The sequence below is a fragment of the Opitutaceae bacterium TAV5 genome (genome assembly GCA_000242935.3).
Classification (GTDB): domain Bacteria; phylum Verrucomicrobiota; class Verrucomicrobiia; order Opitutales; family Opitutaceae; genus Geminisphaera.
Window position 1 is genome coordinate 4005675 of the sequence record CP007053.1, and the last position, 19236, is coordinate 4024910.

Here is a 19236-nt window from a genome sequence, read left to right on the forward strand (position 1 = left end):
GCTCCTCCTTGCGCCGGGCCGAATCCTCGCTAACTGGTTTCGGCTCCCGTGCTCACGAACGCCAACCTGCCACCGCCGCCACGCCGTCCACTTTCCCTCGGGGTCATTTTCCTGACGCTCTACATCGACCTGATCGGGTTCTCGATCATCTTCCCGCTCGCACCGGACCTGCTCGGCCATTACCTGGCGGTCGATGGCAAGGCGGGGCTCCTCGGCTGGCTGCTCGACCGGCTCGAAGTCCTCGCCGGCCTGCTCGGCAATACCAACAACCTGACGGTGGTGCTGTTCGGCGGCGTGATCAGTTCGCTGTTCTCGCTCCTGCAATTTGTTTTCGCGCCGTTCTGGGGCGGCCTTTCCGACCGGCGCGGCCGGCGCGGCGTGCTCCTGCTCACGGTCGCCGGCACCACGGCCAGTTATCTGCTCTGGGCGCTCAGTGGCTCGTTCTGGATTTTCCTCCTCGCCCGCCTCCTCGGCGGCGCTTTCGGCGGCAACCTCTCCGTGGCGACCGCCGCCGTCGCCGACGTGACGACCCGCGCCGAACGGGCCAAGGCCATGGGCATCGTGGGCGCGGCGTTCGGCCTCGGGCTGATCACCGGTCCGCTCGTCGGCGCCGGCGCCGCGCAGATCAACCTGCTCGCGCATTTCCCCTCGCTGGCGGCCTGGGGCGTCAACCCGTTTTCGATGCCGGCGCTCGTCGCCTTCCTGCTGAGCACGGCCAACCTGTTCTGGATTCGCGCGCGTTTTCGCGAGACCCTTTCGGCCGACGCCCGCGGCCGGGCCGCCGAGCCGCGCCTGCGCAATCCCGTGCGCGCCATCCTCGGGCTCGAAAATCCGTCCGTGCGCGGCGTCAATCTGGTGGCCTTCATCTATGCGCTCGCGTTCGTCGCGATGGAGGCCTCGCTGGTGTTTGTCGGCGCGGAGCGGTTTGGCTACACGGCCCGGCAAAACGGCATGGTGATGGGTTTTCTCGGCCTTTGCTCGATCATCACGCAGGGCTACATCGTCCGCAAGCTGCTCAACCGCGTGCCGGAAACGGGCATCCTCGGCAGCGGCCTGCTGCTGACGACGGCCGGGCTGGTCAGCGTCGGTTTTGCCGGGCATCCGGCTTTCCTGTATCTGGGCGCCGCGTTGCTGGCGACGGGCGCCGGCCTGGTCAACCCGGCCACAACCGGGCTGATCTCGTTGTACTCGGGCGCGGAGGAACAGGGACGCGTGCTCGGCATCTACCGCGGGCTCGGATCGCTGGCGCGAGCGGTGACGCCGTTGCTTGCGGGCATCATCTACTACGCGGTGCCCGGCCACAGCCGCACGCTCTACGTGCTGGCGGCCGCGTTGGCGGTTTTTGCCTGGGCGCTCGGGCGGCGGTTGCCGCAGCCGGAAACCGGATGACAGAGGCCAGGTGACCAGAGACCAGAGGCCAGAGCCCGGAGGACAAGGGGTCAGATTTGAAGAGCTTCCGGCCTCCGGCCTCTGTCATCTGGCCTCTGGCCTCCGCTCCGGCGGAAACGGAAGACGCCCGCGCCGTCGTGGCCGTCGATCCAGGGGCGGAGGAGGCGCGTTTCCTCGAGGCGGAATTGTCCGCCGCATTTCTGGAGGAATGTTTCCACGACGGCCTCGTTTTCCTCCTGCTCCAGGCTGCAGGTGCTGTACACCAGCCGGCCGCCGGGGGTGACGTGGCGCGAGACGGCTTCGAGCAACTCGTATTGCTGCCGCGCGTGCTTCGCGAAATCGGTCTGCTGCAACCGCCACTTCACGTCCACCCGGTGGCGCATCACGCCGGTGTTGGAGCAGGGCACGTCAACGAGCACGGCGGCGAAGCCGCCCGGCGCGAGTTTGCCGAGAGCGGCGCCGGCCTGGCCTTGCAGCAGGTTGAGCGGCACGCGCTCCATCTGCACGCCGGCGGGGGCGCGGGAAAGATTTTCTTCCAGGCGCGTCTGGCGCGGACCCGGCAGATCGACCGAGATGATCCGGCCGCTGCGCATCCGGTCGGCGATCTTGAGGGATTTGCCGCCGGGCGCGGCGCAGGCATCGAGGATCGTCTCGCCGGGGAGGGGCGCGAGGAGATCCACGGCGTGGCGCGTGGACGGGTCCTGCAAAAACAGGTCGCCCGTCCGGAGCATCGCCTCGATGCGCGGCCATTCGCTGGTGCGCACTTCGTAGAACTGCGGCCACGAGGTCGGCACGAGCGCGGTCCCGGCATCGGCGGGGAGGTTTTTTTCGGGATGCCGCCAGCGCGCGTAAACGGGCGCGGGCCGCAGGTTCCACTCGAGCAAGGCGCGCGTGGCCTCGGCGCCGAACCGGGCGAGCCAGCGCTCCACCATCCAGGCGGGGTGCGAATAAAATTCGCCGAGCGCCGGTGCGGAAGCGAGCCGGCCGGGAGCGGTCGCGGCGGCGAACGTGGCGGCGAGCTTGCGGACCACGGCATTGACCATCCGCGCCTCGGCCGGGCTGGCGAGCTGACGGGTTTTCTCGACGGCATGATGGACGACTTTGGCCACAAACCCTTCGTCGTCGCTGCGGCTGCCGTCGATCAGCTCGAAGCCGCTGAGCAGGAACACCGCCTGGACTTCCGGGCGGGGCATGCGTTCGACGAGCGGTGTCACGGCGGCTTCGATACGGCCGAGGTGGCGGAGCGCGCCGAGCAGGAGATGCTGGCAGCGCGCGCGACCGGCACGGCCGAGCGAGGGCGGGAGTTCGGCGAGCAGGAGATCGATGCGCGCGTTTTCATCGAGCCAGCGGGTGAGGAGGCGGGCGGCGGTCAGCCAGGAATCGGTGCGGGTAACAGGAGCAGTTTCCATGTGCGCTCCACGCTTCGCGGTCCGGGGCGGCTGGCAAGCGCAGAGGTTGGAGGAATGGGAGATAGGGGAGAGATGGGAAGTATGGGAGATAGGGGATGGAACCAGCGGGGCGGGACTACCTTGCCGGGCTTTCGACGCTTGCGCCCTGCAGGTGGCGCCAGCGGGCGACCACGCGGCGGAAGATGCTCTCCGGATCCAGGCCGTGCCCGGCGCGCAGGGTGGCGACATCGTTGCCGTGGCCGATGAAACAGTCGGGCCAGCCGATGCGTTCCACGGCAGCGACGGCTGACGCCGCCGGTTTGGAGTTTGGAGTTTCGGGTTCAGCGTTGTCGGCGAAGGAGCGGCGCTCGCCTGAACCCGAAACCCTGAACCCTGAACCCTGAACTGCCGCCGCGTCAGCGGCGGCGAGCGTCTCCAGCACCGCGCTGCCGAAGCCGCCGGCGAGGACGTGGTCCTCCATCGTCACGAGGAGCGGCACGCTCGCGGCGTGTTCGAGCAGCAGGTCGCGATCGAGCGGCTTGACGAAGCGCGCGTTGACCACGCCGGCGGAGATGCCTTCTTCGGCGGCGAGCCGGTCGGCGAGTTCCTGCGCGTCGGCCACCATGTTGCCGAGCGCCCAGATCATGATGTCGTCGCCGTCGCGCACCCCTTCGGCCTTGCCGACGGGGAGGGCGGCGGGCGTTTCCTTGATCGCCACGCCGGCGGCAGCGCCGCGCGGATAACGGATGAAGCCGGGGCCTTCCAGATGAAGGCTGGTGTGGAGCATGTCCACGAGTTCATCCTCGTCCTTCGGCTGCATGACGACGGCGTTGGGCACGCAGCGCAGCCAGGCGATGTCGAAGAGGCCGTGATGCGTGGGGCCGTCGTTGGGCGAGAGGCCGGCGCGATCCATGCAGAAGGTCACCGGCAGGTTTTGCAGCGCGATGTCGTGGATGATCGGGTCGTAGCCGCGTTGCAGGAAGGTGGAGTAGATCGCGACGACGGGACGGATGCCTTTGGTGGCGAGGCCGCCGGCAAAGATCACGGCGTGTTCCTCGGCGATGCCGACATCGAAAAACTGCTGCGGCAGCTCCGATGCGAGGAGCGAGAGGCCGGTGCCGCTCGGCATCGCGCCGGTGATGCCGACGATGCGGCGATCCTCGCGTGCGAAACGGACGAGGGTGCGGCCAAAGACTTCCTGCCACGCGGGGGGGGGAGGAGGGAGGGAGGGAGCCTCCGGGCAGCGGGCGGGTTTGCGGCTCTCGCCGGTGACGGGATCGTAGGGGCTGGCGCCGTGGAATTTTTCGGGCGAGTTGATCGCCGCCGCCAGCCCGCGGCCTTTTTTGGTGAGCACGTGCACGAGCACGGGCCCGTCGCAGTTTTTGGCGAATTCGAGGTTTTTGACGAGTTCGTCGAGATTGTGCCCGTCGATCGGGCCGAGGTAGCGGAGGCCGAATTTCTCAAAAAGGCTCGACTCGACAAAAAAGTCTTTCGTCTCGCGTTTCCACTTCATCCAGAGGCGGTGCATGTCGGGGCCGCCGGGCAGGCTGGTGAAGAATTTTTCCAGATCCCCGTGAATCTTGTTGTAGGTGGGGTGGGTGCTGAGGCGGTTGAGGTAGCGGGCCATCGCGCCGACGTTGCGGGCGATGGACCATTCGTTGTCGTTGAGGATGACGACGAGGCGCCGGGTGGAGCTGACGACGTTGTTGAGCGCCTCGAGGGTGACGCCGCAGGTGAAGGCGGCGTCGCCGCAGAGGGCGACGACGTGCTCGCCGGTGCCGCGCAGGTCGCGGGCGGTGGCCATGCCGAGAGCGGCGCTCAGGGCGGTGCCGGCGTGGCCCGCGCCGAAGGCGTCATGTTCGCTCTCGTGCCGGGCGAGGAAACCGCTGGCGCCGCCGGTCTGGCGGAGGTTGCGGAAAAACTCGCCTCCGCGTCCGGTGAGCAGCTTGTGGACGTAGCCCTGGTGGGCGACGTCGAAGACGAACTGGTCGCGCGGGGTGTCGAACACGCGATGCAGGGCGACGGTGAGCTCGACGACGCCGAGATTGGGCCCGACGTGGCCGCCGTTGCGTGAGGTCACGGCGATGATCTCGTCGCGGATTTCCTGCGCCAGTTGCGGGAGCTGGCCGGGCGCGAGCGCCTTGACATCGGCCGGCGAACGGATGCCGGGGAGAAGGGCGGGAGCGGGAGAATCGGATGTGGCCGGGTTTCCGGCGGGAGCTTGCATTGGCGGGAATGCGGAAAAGGTGTGGCTGGATGGAAAGTGCGGGAGGCGAAGAGGGCCGCGAGGCCGGAGGAGCGGAAGAGAGTGGCGCGCGGTCCTCTGTCAAGAGTCCTGGTCGAGCGGAAACGCGTCGAGGGCGACGGAGCCGTCTTTCTGCTTCTTGAGTTGTTCGATCCTGAGTTCGGCCTCTTTCAGGCGGGCTTCGCAAACCTTGAGCAGTTTGCTGCCTTCTTCGAAACGCACGAGCAGGTCGGCCAGCGGCACATCGCCGGTTTCCATCGATTCGACGATGGATTCCAGGCGCATCATGGCTTGCTCGAATGAAGGCGTTTCAGCGGGTTTTTTGTCCACAAGGGCGGAAGTTGGCGGGCGGGGGAGCGGTTTTCAACCTGTCTTTGCCGGAACGCAAGGAACTCGGGGCGCGTCGGGCCGGGAATGCTGCGGCCTCCTCTTGTGGGAACCTCTAAAAAAACAGATTTTCAACCACAGAGACACAAAGACACAGAGTTTCAGAAAAAGAGAATAAGCAACGAAATCTGTTTTATGCCTGCAAGATACGAAAAAAATAAAAAATCTCCCTTTGTGTATTTCTCTGTGTCTTTGTGTCTCTGTGGTTAATTTTCAGACTCCCCTTTATTTTGCGAAAAACGGGTTGTGCTTCTTTTCCTGGGCGAGCGTGGTCAGGGGGCCGTGGCCGGGGGCGAGCACGGTGTCGCGGGGGAGAGGGAGGATTTTCGCGATATTGTTGCGGAGCTGGTCGGCGTAGTGGGTGGGGCTGCCGCCCATCGAGGAGGCGAAAATCGAGTCGCCGCACACGGCGAGCGGCCAGCTCGCACCGGTGATATAAAAGGTGGTCAGGCCCGGCGAGTGACCGGAAGTGAGCAGCGTCTTGATGGCGAGGTCGCCGACGTGGAACCAGGCGCCTTCGCTGAAGTTCCGGGCGCCGGGGTGGTCGATCGTCTCGCGTTCGTGGGACCAGACTTCGGCGCCGGTGGCGGCGGCGAGGCGGGCGAGGTCGGCGATGTGATCCTCGTGCGTGTGCGTGAGAAACAGGTGCCCCACGCGGAGTTTTTCGGCGGCGATGGTGTCAAGCATGGCCGAGCAGTCGGCGCCGGTGTCAAAGGCCGCCGCCTCGCGCGAACGCGGGTCCCAGACGAGGTAGCTGTTGACCGTCATGTCGCCGAACGCGGTGTTGAACATGGCGAAGCCGCGCGGGAAGGCGGGCTGTTGCGGGTACCACTTCCTGAGGGCAAGGTCCTCGAGCGCGTCGGGCGAGAGTTTCAGGTGGCGGGCGATGCGGCGGATGACGGCCACGATGGGATCGCCGCCTTTCACGGCCTGGAGGTCATGCGCGGCGATGCCCGCGCGGGCGGCGAGGTTTTCGTCGGTGATGCCCAGGCCGCGCTGCGCCTTGGCGATGACGTCGGTAAAATTGTCTTCGAGCGAAATCCTCATGGAGGTGAAGTCAGACGGCATCGGCGGGTGGCCGGAAGCCAAAAGTCGGAGCCCGTCCGCCTGGCCCGCCGTTGCCACGGCGCAGATTTGAGGTTTACCGCCGCGGGCCGGCCCGCACGATGGCGCGCTATGCCGAAAAAGCCCGCCTCGGCCGACGACGAGGCTCCGAAGAAAATTTCCAGCTACACCATCAAGCTCGACGATGCGCAGATGGAGATCCTGCACGACATCTGCAAGGCGCGTCACTGGATGCCGTTCGAGGTCGCGTACACGCGCTTCGCCTACAAGGCCGACCACCTCAAGCTCAACCTCTCCGCCTACACCAGCGGCAAGGTCGTCATCGCGGGCAAGGGCACGGAGGATTTCGTGCGCGACGTGCTCGAACCCGAGGTCACCGGGGCGCCGAAACTCGGCTACGACGAGGTGCTCCATCCCGACTGGTTCGAGGCCCACGCCGGGCTCGACGAAAGCGGCAAGGGCGACTTTTTCGGCCCGGTCGTCGCCGCCACCGTGATCGCGGAAAGATCCGCCATCGAGGCCTGGCGCAAGGCCGGCGTGCAGGACTCCAAAAAAATCACCGGCAACCGCATCCTCGAACTCGACCGCCTCATCCGCGAGACGCCCGGCGTCGTGGCCCGCGCCGTTTATTGCGGCATGCCGAAATACAACGAACTGATGGCGCGCCCTCGCGCCAGCCTCAACAAGCTGCTCGCCTGGCAGCACGCCAAGGCCCTCCTCCAGGCGCTCGGCGAGAAACCCGTGCCGTGGGGTCTGCTCGACCAGTTCAGCGAACAACCCCTCGTGCAACGCGAACTCACCCGCCTCGGCGGCGCGCCCGCCGGCTTCGACCTGCGCATGCGCACCAAGGCCGAAGAAGACCCCGTAGTCGCCGCCGCGTCCATCGTCGCCCGTGCCGAATACGTGCGGATCATGAATATGCTCTCGCAACGCTTCGGCGAACCCCTGCAAAAAGGCGCCAGCGCCCTCGTGAAAAAGCAGGGCCTCGCCATCATGGAAAAATTCGGCGCCCGCGCGCTCGGCGACTTCGCCAAGCTGCATTTCCGCACCGCCTGGGAGATCGTGAAGGAAGCCGGCAAGCTCGACGAACTCCCGCTCCCCGAACCGAAGGAGCGCGTCGAGTTCAGGTCGATCGGCCGCAAACCGGCCTGACCCGCATCGCCGGCCGCATCACCGCCCAACCGAAAGGACAACGCACGCCATGCCCAAACGTCCCCAGCTCCGCGGCTTCGATCTCCGGCAACTCGCCGGCCACACCGGGCTGATCGGCGTGGACGAAGCCGGTCGCGGAGCGCTTGCCGGCCCGGTCGTGGCGGCGGCGGTGCTCGTAACGCGCGAGTTTCTCGAAAGCCGCTGGGCCGCGCATAACGCCACCCGCATCAACGACTCCAAACAACTTTCCGCGCCCGAACGCGAAGCGCTCGCCTTCGAGTTCGAGACGCTCGTCGCCGAAAACGCCATCCGGGTCTCCCCCGGTGTCGCGGACGTTTCCGAGATCGAGCAGTTCAACATCCTCGGCGCCACCAAACTCGCCATGCGCCGCGCGCTCGAAGGCATCTATCCGCCCGATGCGTTTACACGCATGGAGGAGCCCGACCTCTTCTCCACGCCCGAGCAGCTTGCCGCCTGGAGCCGGCAGGCCTCCTGCCGCATCATCATCGACGGCCTGCCCCTCAAGAGCTTCCCCTATCCGCATACCGGTGTCGTCAAGGGGGACGCCCGCTCGCTCGGCATCGCCATGGCCTCGATCGTCGCCAAGGTCACCCGCGACCGGCTCATGACCGAACTCGATGCCACGCATCCCGGCTACGGCTTCGCGCAGCACAAGGGCTACGGTACGGAAGAGCACCGCGAGGCCGTCCTCCGCCTCGGCCGCAGCCCGCAACACCGCGAGCTGTTTCTGCGCAAACTCCTCGCCGGCCGCGTGGACCCCGCGCAAATGGATTTTCTCGAAGCCTGACGCCGGCCGGCGTCAGGGGAAGTTTGCAGTTGGAAATTTGCAGTTTGTCATTGGCAGTTTGCAACGGGCAAGGGACTGCTGCTCCCGGCGGTAGTCGATGCACCGGAACATCAGCCGCCACCACCCATTACCAATTACCAACTGCCAATTACCAACTCCCGTCCACAGCTTCCCGTCACCGCAAGAGACTGAACCCATGTCCGCCGCCAAAAAACACTCCCCCCTCGACCGCGTTCTCGGGCAGATCAACAAGCTCGATACCGCCAGCCTCGCGACCCTCGCGCAGCGGCTGGCCCGCGAACGCGAGCTGTTCGAGAGCATCTTCAACATCCTCCAGGAAGGCGTTCTCGTCATCCATGCCGATGGTCATATCGAGTACGCCAATGCCGCCGCCCACCGCCTCGTCGGCGTCTCCGGCAACGCCTTGCAGGGTGATCTCCTCTGGCGCTTCGTCCCCGGCCTGCGTCCTTCGCTCGAACCCTCGCTCGACGGCACCGCCCCGGTCGTCACCCGCGAATTCGAGCTGACCTATCCCGAATCCCGCACGGTGCGCCTCTATATGGTGCCCTTTCACCCCGACGGTGTCGATTCCGGGCAGGACCCGGCGCCCCGCTTCGCCGTCATCCTTTCCGACATCACCCGCGACAAGCAGACCACCGAAGAACGCATCGAGAGCGAACGGACCTCCTCGATCCTGCTCCTCGCCGCCAGCGTGGCCCACGAACTCGGCAACCCGCTCAATTCGCTCACGATCCACCTCCAGCTCATCGAGCGAAAACTCCGGAAGGCCGCCGCCACCGCCGCTGACACGGCGGCTGTTCAGGGTTCAGGGTTTCGGGTTCAGAGTTCACGCAAACGTCGCGCCTCTGCCGACAACTCCAAACCCGAAACACCAAACTCCAAACCGGCGGCGTCAGCCGCCGCCGCCGGCGTCGCCGAATCGATCCGCATCTGTCAGGAAGAAGTCGCCCGGCTCGACGGCATCATCACCCACTTCCTCGAAGCCATCCGCCCGCGCCCGCCCGATCTCGCCGAGACGGACCTGATGGAAGTCCTCGGCGAAGTCCTCCACTTCCAGCAGCGCGAACTCGAGGACCGCGACATCGTCATCGACGCCGAAATGGCTCCCGGCGTCCCCTGCGTGATGGCCGACCGCGACCAGCTCAAGCAGGTATTTTTCAACGTCATCAAAAACGCCGTGCAGGCCATGAAGCCCGGCGGCCGCCTGCGCATCAAGTCGCGCGCCGACGACGACTACGTCTATCTGCTCTTTGGCGACAGCGGCAGCGGTATCCGCCAGAAAGACCTCGCGCAGCTCTTCCAGCCCTACCACACGACCAAGGCCGACGGCACCGGCCTCGGTCTCATGATCGCGCAGCGCATCATGCGCGAGCATGGCGGCCAGATCGGCATCGAAAGCCGCGAGCACGTCGGCACCGTCGTCACCCTGCAATTCCCCCGGAAGGAACGCCGCGTCCGCCTGCTGGAATGACGGACGGATCGTCGTGGCGCGGGCGTCTCGCCCGCTTCTGCGGGAGGTGCCTCCCGGGGCGGCGCTCCGCGCCGTCTGCGGGCGGGACGCCCGCGCCACTTCCCAGGCATGCGTAACATCAGATCTATAATTCATCGTCCGTCATTCGTAATTTGTCGGTTTTTTATGCTTGTTTTTCGACTTGCCCGAAGCACGCTGCGCGCCGAATTCAACCTGCTTTTCACCCTTTGATCCGCGTCTTTCCCTCAAATTTGAAGAAACCTGCTTTCGTGATTTGACTCGCGTCGCGCGAGGCATTTTGGCTCCCCCGGGAACCACGCTAAAAAAACACAATTTATGGCAAAATCATCCAACGCTCTCGACTGGTGCATCGTTCGTCTTGGCGAAGATCACAACTGGTGGGTCGACGAAGTCAGCGACCCGGTGCGCTGGGATGTTGACGGGCTGAGCATCATTGACCCCCGCCAGGTGGCGCATGTTCTCGAACTCGTCGAACCCCTCCGCGATTACGGCTTCGATGAAGATCTGCTCGAGGCGGCCTTCATCGCCTTCCGCATCGAGCGCGATGCCGGCGAAGGCCGCGTCCGCCTCAAGCGGGTGAAGGATTCGCTGGTCGAATCCGACGACAAGCTTTTCGCCCTGGCCGATGTTCTCGACGAGGAAAACGGCCCCTACGCCGACCTCCTCGACCACCTCACCCGGTGCCGCGTCAAGCTGCTCAACGACATCTTCGAATTCGAGTCCAAGCTCACGGTCGATGAGGTCGAGGACGAGATCCGCGAGGACCAGAACGCCAGCTTCATCGAAGGCAAGGCGATCCACTGTTTCGAGGAGCTCTGTGCCATCCTCGAGTACACGCCCGCCGGCTGGGATGCCGACGAGGACAGCGACGAGCGCGCCACCGGCGAGGAAGACATCGACGACGAGGATCTCCCGGAAATCGACGACGCCGACGAGGAAGCTCTCAAGGGCGACGAATCCCTCAAGTGGGATGAGGACGAGGAGGAGGAAGACGACGAGGAAAAGTCCGAAGACAAGGATGAGGACGAGGAGGACGAAGAAGAAGAGTCCGGGGATGGTGACGACGATGAAGACGAAAAACCTTCACGCAGTCGCAGCAGCCGCCGGAAATAATCGTTTGTTCCCCCCGATCGATCACCCATGATTGCCATCGGAGCGGCGGCGTCCCCGCCGCCGCTCCGTAATGCAGGCTAGTGCCCGCCGAAGATCCGGCGGAGGTTGCGGATCACGCCGCCCGGCGAATTGCGGAGGTTGTCGATCGCCACGGCCACGATGATGACCGCGCCCATGACGATCTCCTGCGTGTACTGGGGCCAGCCCATCTTCACGCCGCCGTTGCGCAGGATCGTGATGATGAGGGCGCCGATCATCGTGCCGAGGATGGTGCCGCGTCCGCCGAGCAGGCTGGTGCCGCCGATGACCGCCGCCGCGATCACGAAGAGTTCGTAGCCGATCGCCTCGGTCGGCTGCCCGATCGAGCCGAGCCGGGCGAAAAACACCACGCCGGCCAGACCGGCGAAAAAGCCGCCGATCACGTAAACGAGCACTTTGGTCCGTGCGACCGGCACGCCGCAAAGGACGGCGGTTTTTTCGTTGGAGCCGATAGCAAAGATATGCCGCCCGAGCCGCGTGTAGCGCAGGAAAAGCGCGGTGAGAATGGCCATCACGATGACGAGCCACACGCCGGCAGGGAGGAAGGGCCAGGTGAAAACGGTGGGCGCGGGTTCGAGCAGACGCGAGATCCACAGATCCTGAACCTCGGCGGGCGGGTAGATGTTTTGCTCGCCTGCCACGAGTTTGGCGAGGCCGCGCGCCATCTGCATCGTGCCGAGCGTGATGATGAAGGGCACGATCCGCAGGTACGTGATGAGCAGGCCGTTGAACAGGCCGATGAGCGCGGACACAGCCGTCGCCCCCAGCAGCGCCAGAATCGGGAGAAGGACGGGGTGTTGCAGCACGAGCTTGTTGTCGGCCGGCCCGAGATCGAGGATGTACGCGGTGGTGATCATCGCCAGGGCGATGACCGAGCCGGCGGAGAGATCGATGCCGCCGGCGATGAGGATGAGGGTCATGCCGATGGCGGCCATCGCGACGACAGCGATGTCCTGCAACATGAGTTGCGTGTTGGCGTCGGAGGTGAAGCCCTTGGTTCCGGGCGTCAGCACGACGAAAAACAGGTACACGGCAACCAGAGCGGCAACACGCCCGAGGAGGTTGAGCAGGCGCGCGGATTTCAGGCCGGCGGATTTCGCGGAGGAGGCGGGGACGGAGGGAGTGGCAGGTTGGGTCTTGTTCATGAAAAGGCGGGAGATGCAGGGTCGGGGATTTTTCTTTCTGGCGTCTGATTCTGGTGGACTGATGACCGGGCAGGAATGGCCACAAAAAACACAAAGGCCCTTTCTGCCCGACGGGAATCTCCCGTGCGCCTATAGGCGCGATGGACGGCTGCATGCGCGGCTTGTTTTTTTGTGTTTTTTGTGGCCATTCATTTCTTCGGTTTCATCCGTAGTCGGAAGTTCGGCAGGAAGGCTGATGAAGAGAAACCGGACGGGTTCAGTGTTCGCCGCGGGCGGTCTGGCCGGTGGCGGCGAGCATGAGGGATTGTTCGGTCCATTCGGAGACGGGGCGCGCTTCGCCGAGGACGCCCCGCGTCATGACGGCGATGCGGTCGCAGATGCCGAGCAGTTCGGGGAGGTAACTGCTGACCACGAGCACGGCCTTGGGCGGACGGCCGGCGGCGGGATCGCCGACGGCGAGGCGGTCGATCCAGGCGTAGATTTGCGCCTTGGAGCCGACGTCGATGCCGCGCGTGGGCTCGTCGAGCAGGAGCACGTCGCAGTCGTGGTGAAGGAGGCGGGCGATGGCGACTTTTTGCTGGTTGCCGCCGGAGAGGGCTTCGACGGGCTGGTCGCCGGATTCGCACTTGATGGGGAAGTCGCGAATCCAGGGCGCGGCGGCGGCGCGCTGGGCGGACGGGGTGACGAAGCGCCAGGGGCCGAGACCTTCGAGCCGGGAGAGGGTGATGTTTTCCGCGATGGAGAGGTTTTGCGCGAGGCCCTCGGTCTTGCGGTCCTCGCTGACCAGGCCGATTCCCTGGCGCCAGCGGGCGGCGGGGGTGTCACCGGTGACGCCGGCGGCGGCAGCGGCGGTGAGGGTCTCGACTTTCCCGCCGGTCACCGGATCGATGCCGAAGAGGGTGCGGAGCATCTCGGTGCGGCCGGCGCCGATGAGGCCGGCGATGCCCACGACCTCGCCGCGGCGCAGGGTGAGGCTGGCGCGCCTGGGTAGTTTTTCTCCGGATACTCCGGAGGTTCGCAGCACGACTTCGCCGGCCGTGCGCGCGGAGCGGGGATAGAGGTCCCTCACTTCGCGGCCGACCATCATCGCGATGATGCGGTCCACGGGGACTTCGCCGACCTTGCCGCCGCCCACGCTCTGGCCGTCGCGCAGGACGGAGAAGCGGTCGCAGAGCGCCTCGACTTCCTCGAGGGCGTGGCTGATGTAGACGATGCCCACACCCTTGTCGCGGAGGCGGCGGACGAGGGCGAAGAGTGCCTGCACGTCTTTCTGCGTGAGCGAGCTGGTGGGTTCGTCGAGGACGAGGACCTTGCAGCCGGCGGCGACGGCGCGGGCGATCTCGACGAGCTGCTGGCCGCCGACGGAGAGGTCGCCGGTGACCGTCTCGGGGGCGATGTCGGGCGCGCCGACTTCGTCGAGGGCGCGGCGGGCGGTGGCGCGCATGGTCTTCCAGTCGAGCAGCGGACCGCGGACGGGTTCGATGCCGAGGAGAATGTTTTCCATCACGCTGAGGTGGGGGGCGAGCGCGAGTTCCTGGTAGATCATGCACACGCCGAGCGAGCGGGCGTGGAGGGGATTTTTGGGGAGGTAGGGCCGCCCTTCGAGGGTCATCGTGCCGGCGTCGGCGGCATGCGCGCCGGAGAGCACTTTCATGAGCGTGCTCTTGCCAGCGCCGTTTTCCCCGATGAGGGCGAGCACCTGGCCGCGTTCGACCGCGAGATCGACGCCGCGCAGGGCATGCGTGGCGCCGAAACGTTTGTGGATGCCGGTGACGGTGAGGAGAGGGGGGGCGGTGCTGGTGGAGGAGGCGGCGGGCTTCATGGGAGTTATGGGAGAAATGAGAGATACGGGAGCTATGGTTCGGGAGGCAGAAGGCGGGAGGGGGAGGGGGGAGCCATATCTCCCCTGTCTCCCATGGTTCCGGCAGCGGTGACCGGCGGCTACTTGCTGTCTTTGGTCTTCACGGTCACACCGGTGTCGACGAGCGCCTCGACCGGTTCTCCCTTGATGTGGGCGACGACCGACTTCACGCCGAGGTAGCCCATCTGGAAAGGGGCCTGCACGACAAGCGCGTCGATCACGCCGTTGTCGAGGCCCTGGAGGAGGAGGGCGGAGTCGTCGAAGCCGACGAAGCGCGCCTTCACCTCGACGCCTTTTTTGCGGAGAGCGTTGACGGCATTGTAGGTGCCTTCGGCCGAGGGCTGGTTGGGGGCGAAGATGCCGTCGAGTTCGAGCTTGTTGTTTTTGACGTAGTTGCCGAGGAGCGTTTCAGCCACGCGCTGGGCGCCGGCCATGGAGCCGTCGGTGAACTGCTGGGCAACGATCTTGAAGGCGCCGTCCCTGGCGAGCCGCTCGGTAAAACCGTCCTCGCGCTGGCGGGTGCTGGCCGAGCCTTCGGTGAAACGGATCATGAGCACCTGGCCGCCGTAAGCGGGTTGGGGGCCGACGAGTTTGATGAGGGTGTCGGCGGCGGTGTTGCCGGCGGCCTTGTTGTCGGTCGAGACGTAGTTGATGTAGTCGCGCCCCTGTCTGGCGGCGAGGGGAGAGTCGATGATGGAGATGGGCAGGCCGCGGCGGGCGGCGGTGCGCACGTGGGGCGCGAGGGCCTTGTCGTCGCACGGGGCGAAGACCATGCCGTCGATGCCGGAGGTGGCGAGGTTGTTGAAGATGGCGATCTGGTCGGCGACCTTGGAGTCGTCGAGCGGGCCCTGCCATTCGATCTTCACGTTGAGTTCCTCGCCGGCCTTGCGGGCGCCGGCCTCGACGGATTTCCAGTAGGAGTGGGTGGTGGCCTTGCCGACGACGGCGATGGTGAGCGGTTTGCCGGAATCGGCGGCGGAGGAGACGACAGGTGTGAGGAGCGCGGATACGGCGAGTGCCAGGCGGGCGAGCATGCGGGATGGAGTTTTCATGGGTTTGGCGGATATGCGGTTCGATGTATTTTGTGCCAGGGTAAAGCGTGAAAGAGAACAGAAGGGGAGGGGAAACCGGAAGCGGGAGAGTCAGGCGCGGATGATGCCGTCTTCGTCCCAGAGGTCACGCCAATCCTGGTTTTCTTTCCAGAGAAAAACCTGGCCCTTGATGAGGCGGCAACGGCGGTCGGCGGCGGCGATGTCGGCCATTTCCTGCGAGGTGAGCGGGTCGCCCGTGACGGCGGCGAGGTTGGCGAGGATGTTGCGGCGTTTGGTCGAAAACGGGATCGGCGTCTGCCCGCGCTGCGCGGCCCACTTGAGGCAGATGGCGGCGGGGTGGACGCCGTGCGCGGCGGCGATGCGGAGGATGACGGGGTCTTCGAGCGGCGAGGTGTCTTCGGGCGTGCGGTCGCGTTCGGGGCGGCCGGGAGAGCCGAGCGGGCAATAGCCGACGGGCACGATGCCCTCGCGACGGACGAAATCGAAAAGCTCCGGCTGCTGGAAATGCGGGTGCAGCTCCATCTCGTTGACGGCGGGCAGCACGCGGGCGTCGCGCAGGAGGAGGCGGAGCTTGGGGATCGTCATGTTGGACGTGCCGATGTGCCGGACGAGTCCGCGGTCATGGAGCGTTTCGAGCTGGCGCCACGTTTTCATGAACTCCGCATGGATATACGGGCGGGCATCGGGGCTGCGTGAGGCGACGTCGCAGCCGGGCGGGTGGAAGTTGGGGAAGGGCCAGTGGACGAGGTAGAGATCGAGGTAATCGAGACCGAGGTCGGTGAGCGATTTTTTGAAGGCGGGGATGACGTCGGCCTCGGCGTGTTTGTCGTTCCAGAGTTTCGACGTGATCCAGAGATCCGCGCGGCGGATGCCGGTATCGGTATCGAGGATACGGGAGAAAACCTCGCCGATTTCCTGCTCGTTGCCATAAACGGCAGCGCAGTCGAAGTGGCGGTAGCCGAGCTCGGCCGCGGCGAGGACGGCGGCGGCGACTTCGCCGGGCGCGGCATGATCGGAGCCGAAGGTGCCCATGCCGATGCCGGGCATGCGGGCGCCGCCGGCGAGCGTGCGCTGCGGGACGAGGGCCGGGTCGATGGCGTCGGGGGCGTTGCGGGTGAAGGAGGGGAGAGCGGGCATGGCGGAAGAGGGGAAGATAATGACGAATCCAATGGCTGCTTGATCGGTGTAAAAAACCACTAATACACACTAATGGACACTAATGAATCAGTCTGTTTACCATAAATGGATTCTGTGGTTTTATCAGTGTGCATCAGTGTGTATCAGTGGTTAAAAAGTGTTTGCGTGATTTTCATCGGGCGACCGGCGTGACGCCTTTCTTGAGGAGGATGTTGCCGTATTTGGCGGTCTCGCCGGTCATGACGACGGCGAAGGCGGAGCGGGTGCGTTCGTAAAACGCGAAGCGGTCGATGCGGGTGATCGTAGCGCGTTCGGGTGCGTGCTTGCGGAGCGGCGCGAGGTAGGCGGCCTCGACGGCGGGATCGAGGGCATCGCCCTCGACCGCGGCCATCATCACGACGGGATCGGGCACGTAGGAGTCGAGTTCGAGGAGCGGCAGGATGCCGTCGAGCAGGCCGGCGATGCGCAGGCCGTCGGCGCGAAGCACGCGGGCGTTGAAGCTCTCGCCGGGGAAGTGCGCGTCGGCGAGAACGATTTCGTCACCGTGCCCCATGCGGGCGAGGACGGCGAGGAGGTCGGGACTGATGAGCGGGGAGATACCTTTGAGCATGTGGAGATGGAAGTTTGAATTTTGAAGTTGGGAGTTTGAAGTTGGAAGTTTGTGGGGAAGTCCCGGGCGGACGCTTGCGGATTGTCACCCGCTTCAAACTACCAACTCCCAACTTCCCCGCCGACGCCAGTCGGCGGTCGTCAGCCGGCGGCCGTCAATTCCTCGTCGAAGCAGACGGCGACTTTTCCGCAGCGGCCGCTGGCCATGAGGGCGTAGGCGTCGGAAACCTTGTCGAGTGCGAAGCGGTGCGTGATGAGATCGGCGGGATGGAGATTCCAGCGCACGAGGCGCTCGACAAGTTCCTCCATCCTCCAGATCGAGGTGACCCAGGAGCCGTAGAGCGTTTTCTGGTCGTGGATCATGTCGGGCGAGGGATTCATTTCCATACCGCCGCCCTCGCCGATCATGACCATGCGGCCCCACTTGCGGGTGGCGCGGATGGCGGTGGCCCGGGCGGAGGCGTTGGCCGAGCATTCGACCGCACGCTCCACGCCGTGGCCACCGGTAAGGGCGCGGACCTGGGCGACGTTGTCGGGTCTGGACTTGAGGGCTTCGTCGCAGAGGCCGAGGTCGCGGGCGATTTTCAGCCGTTCGTCGATGACGTCGATGCCGATGATCTTGCGCGCACCGAGCTTGCGGCAGAGCGCGCCGGCGGCGAGGCCGACGGGGCCGAGGCCGGTGACGAGCACGGCGTCGTTGCCGCTGATGCCGATCTTTTCGAGCCCTTCGTAAACGGTGCCGAAACCGCAGGCGACCTGTGCGCCGTCGGCGTAGGAGAGTTCACCGGGCAGGTGGACGAGGTCCTTTTCCTCGGCGAGCAGATATTCGGCCATGCCGCCGTCGCGCTGCCAGCCGTAGGCGCGGCGGTATTTCTCGCTGGTGCAGGAAATCATGTAGCCGCGGCGGCAGTCGTTGCACACGCCGCATCCGGAGATGTGATACACGATGACGCGGTCGCCCTCGCGAAAGCGGCGGCAGCCGGGGCCGGCCTTGATGATCTGGCCGCAAGGCTCGTGGCCGGCGATCACGCCCTGGTAGCCTTCGGGACCCTTGCCGAGATGTTCATGATAGATGCAGCGGATATCGGAGCCGCAAATGGTGGAGCACTTCATGCGCAGGAGCACCTCGCCGTGGCCGGGCGACGGGACGCGGTGGACCTGGAGTCGGGTGGTGCTGTTGCCGGGAAGCACGGCAGCGTTCATCTGGTCGGGAAGGGAAATCATGGTGAAGGATTTGATGGATTCACGTGGTAACGGAGAGTGGCAGGGTCCGCCGGTTCGTCGGGACGGGGCCGGATAACCGGATATGGAAGCGAGCATCAGCGTAACATCGCAGGGCGGGACATGGAATTGCCGGATATGACCGCTTGATGGATATCCTTGACCTGTAATGGGGGTCCCGGATGCTGCGGTTTTCCCATGTCCGCCCAGACCCAGCCGCCGCCAGGTTTTATTTCTCCCCGGATCGGGCGGCACCGGCATTTTTTTGCGGACCTGGCCCCGTCGCACGCGCCGGGCGTGGCCGTGGCCTGCGGGGGCTGGGAACAGTGCGCGCCGGATTACGTGGTGGAGAGGTCGCATTTCCCGTTTCAGGCCATCGAGTTTGTGAGCCAGGGGAAGGGCTGGCTGAATCTTCCGGGGCGGCAGGCGCGACTTTGCCGGGGCTCGCTGTTCAGCTACGGAAGGGACACGCCCCACTGGTTTTGCAGCGATCCGGACGATCCGATGGTGAAGTATTTTGTGGATTTTTCAGGACGCGATGCCCCGGCGCTGGTGGCGGATTTGCAGAGGGCGGGCACGATCCAGGTGGCGCGGGCCGATGTCATCCAGGAATGGTTCGAGCAGTTGCTGGATGCGGGGGAGCAGGCGGGACCGGGCGCGGCGCGGATCTGCGCATTGCTGGGGGAGCTGATCGTGCGGCATGCGATGGCGAACCCGTTGCGGACGGAGGAGGGAGCGGGCGCGGCCTCGCTGGTGGCGTACGAACGTTGCCGGGCGGCGTTGCGCAAAAATTTCCTCAGGCTGGCGAGCGCCGGCGAACTGGCGCGGGCCTGTCATCTCGACATCGCCTACATGACGCGGCTGTTCCGGCGCTACGGCAACGAGAGCCCGTACCAGATGCTGGTGCGGCTGAAAATGAACCGCGCGGCGGAGCGGCTGGTGACGACCGGCCTGCCGCTGAAGGAGATCGGCGAGGAAGTGGGATTCACGGACCCGTATCATTTCTCGCGGGTGTTCAAGCGGGTGTACGGGCTGGCGCCGAAGGTGTTCCGGGATGGGTATCACCGCGGGACGACGGAAATGCGCAGATAGAAATGCGCGGCACAGGTGGC

Annotated in this window: 17 protein-coding genes; 7 read left to right on the forward strand and 10 right to left on the reverse strand. The window is 65.5% G+C overall.

All coding sequences use genetic code 11. From position 1 onward, the window contains the following. The first annotated feature begins 48 nt into the window (after positions 1 to 48). Positions 49 to 1389, forward strand: a complete 1341-nt coding sequence (locus OPIT5_17235; GenBank protein AHF91704.1) for an MFS transporter — start codon at positions 49 to 51, stop codon at positions 1387 to 1389. Between the two features lie 50 nt (positions 1390 to 1439). Here OPIT5_17235 and OPIT5_17240 read toward each other — a convergent pair whose 3' ends face one another. From OPIT5_17240 to OPIT5_17255, 4 genes are all read right to left on the reverse strand, one after another. Then, complete coding sequence (locus OPIT5_17240; protein ID AHF91705.1) at positions 1440 to 2798, reverse strand: sun protein; 1359 nt, start codon at positions 2796 to 2798, stop codon at positions 1440 to 1442. Between the two features lie 115 nt (positions 2799 to 2913). After that, on the reverse strand, positions 2914 to 5004 hold the full coding sequence (locus tag OPIT5_17245; GenBank protein ID AHF91706.1) for a 1-deoxy-D-xylulose-5-phosphate synthase: 2091 nt from the start codon (positions 5002 to 5004) through the stop codon (positions 2914 to 2916). A gap of 99 nt (positions 5005 to 5103) precedes the next feature. Continuing rightward, positions 5104 to 5352, reverse strand: coding sequence for an exonuclease VII small subunit (locus OPIT5_17250; protein AHF91707.1), 249 nt, complete (start codon positions 5350 to 5352; stop codon positions 5104 to 5106). A 282-nt stretch (positions 5353 to 5634) separates the two neighbouring features. Then, the gene (locus OPIT5_17255; protein AHF91708.1) at positions 5635 to 6456 is read right to left on the reverse strand and encodes a beta-lactamase; all 822 of its coding nucleotides are present in this window, start codon (positions 6454 to 6456) and stop codon (positions 5635 to 5637) included. Here OPIT5_17255 and OPIT5_17260 point away from each other — a divergent pair. The 5 genes from OPIT5_17260 (at position 6455) to OPIT5_17280 (ending at position 11060) form a co-directional block, all read left to right on the forward strand. Further along, positions 6455 to 6547 (forward strand): hypothetical protein, encoded by a 93-nt coding sequence (locus OPIT5_17260; GenBank protein AHF94476.1) that lies wholly within the window; start codon positions 6455 to 6457, stop codon positions 6545 to 6547. The genes OPIT5_17255 and OPIT5_17260 overlap by 2 nt on opposite strands. A 38-nt stretch (positions 6548 to 6585) precedes the next feature. Next, positions 6586 to 7626: a ribonuclease HIII gene (locus tag OPIT5_17265; GenBank protein ID AHF91709.1), complete on the forward strand. Its 1041-nt coding sequence runs from the start codon at positions 6586 to 6588 to the stop codon at positions 7624 to 7626. A 49-nt stretch (positions 7627 to 7675) separates the two neighbouring features. After that, positions 7676 to 8434, forward strand: a complete 759-nt coding sequence (locus OPIT5_17270) for a ribonuclease H (protein ID AHF91710.1) — start codon at positions 7676 to 7678, stop codon at positions 8432 to 8434. Positions 8435 to 8630: 196 nt separating this feature from the next. After that, a complete protein-coding gene (locus OPIT5_17275; protein ID AHF91711.1) occupies positions 8631 to 9926 on the forward strand; it encodes a histidine kinase in 1296 nt (431 codons plus the stop codon). Positions 9927 to 10262: 336 nt separating this feature from the next. After that, positions 10263 to 11060 (forward strand): hypothetical protein, encoded by a 798-nt coding sequence (locus tag OPIT5_17280; GenBank protein ID AHF91712.1) that lies wholly within the window; start codon positions 10263 to 10265, stop codon positions 11058 to 11060. A 77-nt stretch (positions 11061 to 11137) separates the two neighbouring features. Here the strand turns inward: OPIT5_17280 and OPIT5_17285 are convergent, their stop codons facing one another. The 6 genes from OPIT5_17285 to OPIT5_17310 form a co-directional block, all read right to left on the reverse strand. After that, positions 11138 to 12244 carry an ABC transporter permease gene (locus OPIT5_17285; GenBank protein ID AHF91713.1) on the reverse strand — a complete coding sequence of 369 codons (1107 nt, stop codon included), beginning with the start codon at positions 12242 to 12244 and terminating at the stop codon, positions 11138 to 11140. Between the two features lie 256 nt (positions 12245 to 12500). Further along, entirely contained in the window at positions 12501 to 14066 is a 1566-nt protein-coding gene (locus OPIT5_17290; protein AHF91714.1) for a sugar ABC transporter, read from the reverse strand. Positions 14067 to 14185: 119 nt separating this feature from the next. Beyond that, a complete protein-coding gene (locus tag OPIT5_17295) occupies positions 14186 to 15157 on the reverse strand; it encodes a sugar ABC transporter substrate-binding protein (GenBank protein ID AHF91715.1) in 972 nt (323 codons plus the stop codon). Positions 15158 to 15247: 90 nt separating this feature from the next. Next, positions 15248 to 16294: an aldehyde oxidoreductase gene (locus OPIT5_17300; GenBank protein AHF91716.1), complete on the reverse strand. Its 1047-nt coding sequence runs from the start codon at positions 16292 to 16294 to the stop codon at positions 15248 to 15250. Positions 16295 to 16466: 172 nt separating this feature from the next. Further along, on the reverse strand, positions 16467 to 16904 hold the full coding sequence (fucU, locus tag OPIT5_17305) for an L-fucose mutarotase (GenBank protein ID AHF91717.1): 438 nt from the start codon (positions 16902 to 16904) through the stop codon (positions 16467 to 16469). A 140-nt stretch (positions 16905 to 17044) separates the two neighbouring features. Further along, positions 17045 to 18127, reverse strand: a complete 1083-nt coding sequence (locus OPIT5_17310) for an oxidoreductase (GenBank protein AHF91718.1) — start codon at positions 18125 to 18127, stop codon at positions 17045 to 17047. Positions 18128 to 18322: 195 nt separating this feature from the next. Here OPIT5_17310 and OPIT5_17315 point away from each other — a divergent pair, with 195 nt between their 5' ends. Next, positions 18323 to 19216: a histidine kinase gene (locus OPIT5_17315; protein AHF91719.1), complete on the forward strand. Its 894-nt coding sequence runs from the start codon at positions 18323 to 18325 to the stop codon at positions 19214 to 19216. Positions 19217 to 19236: the final 20 nt, after the last annotated feature.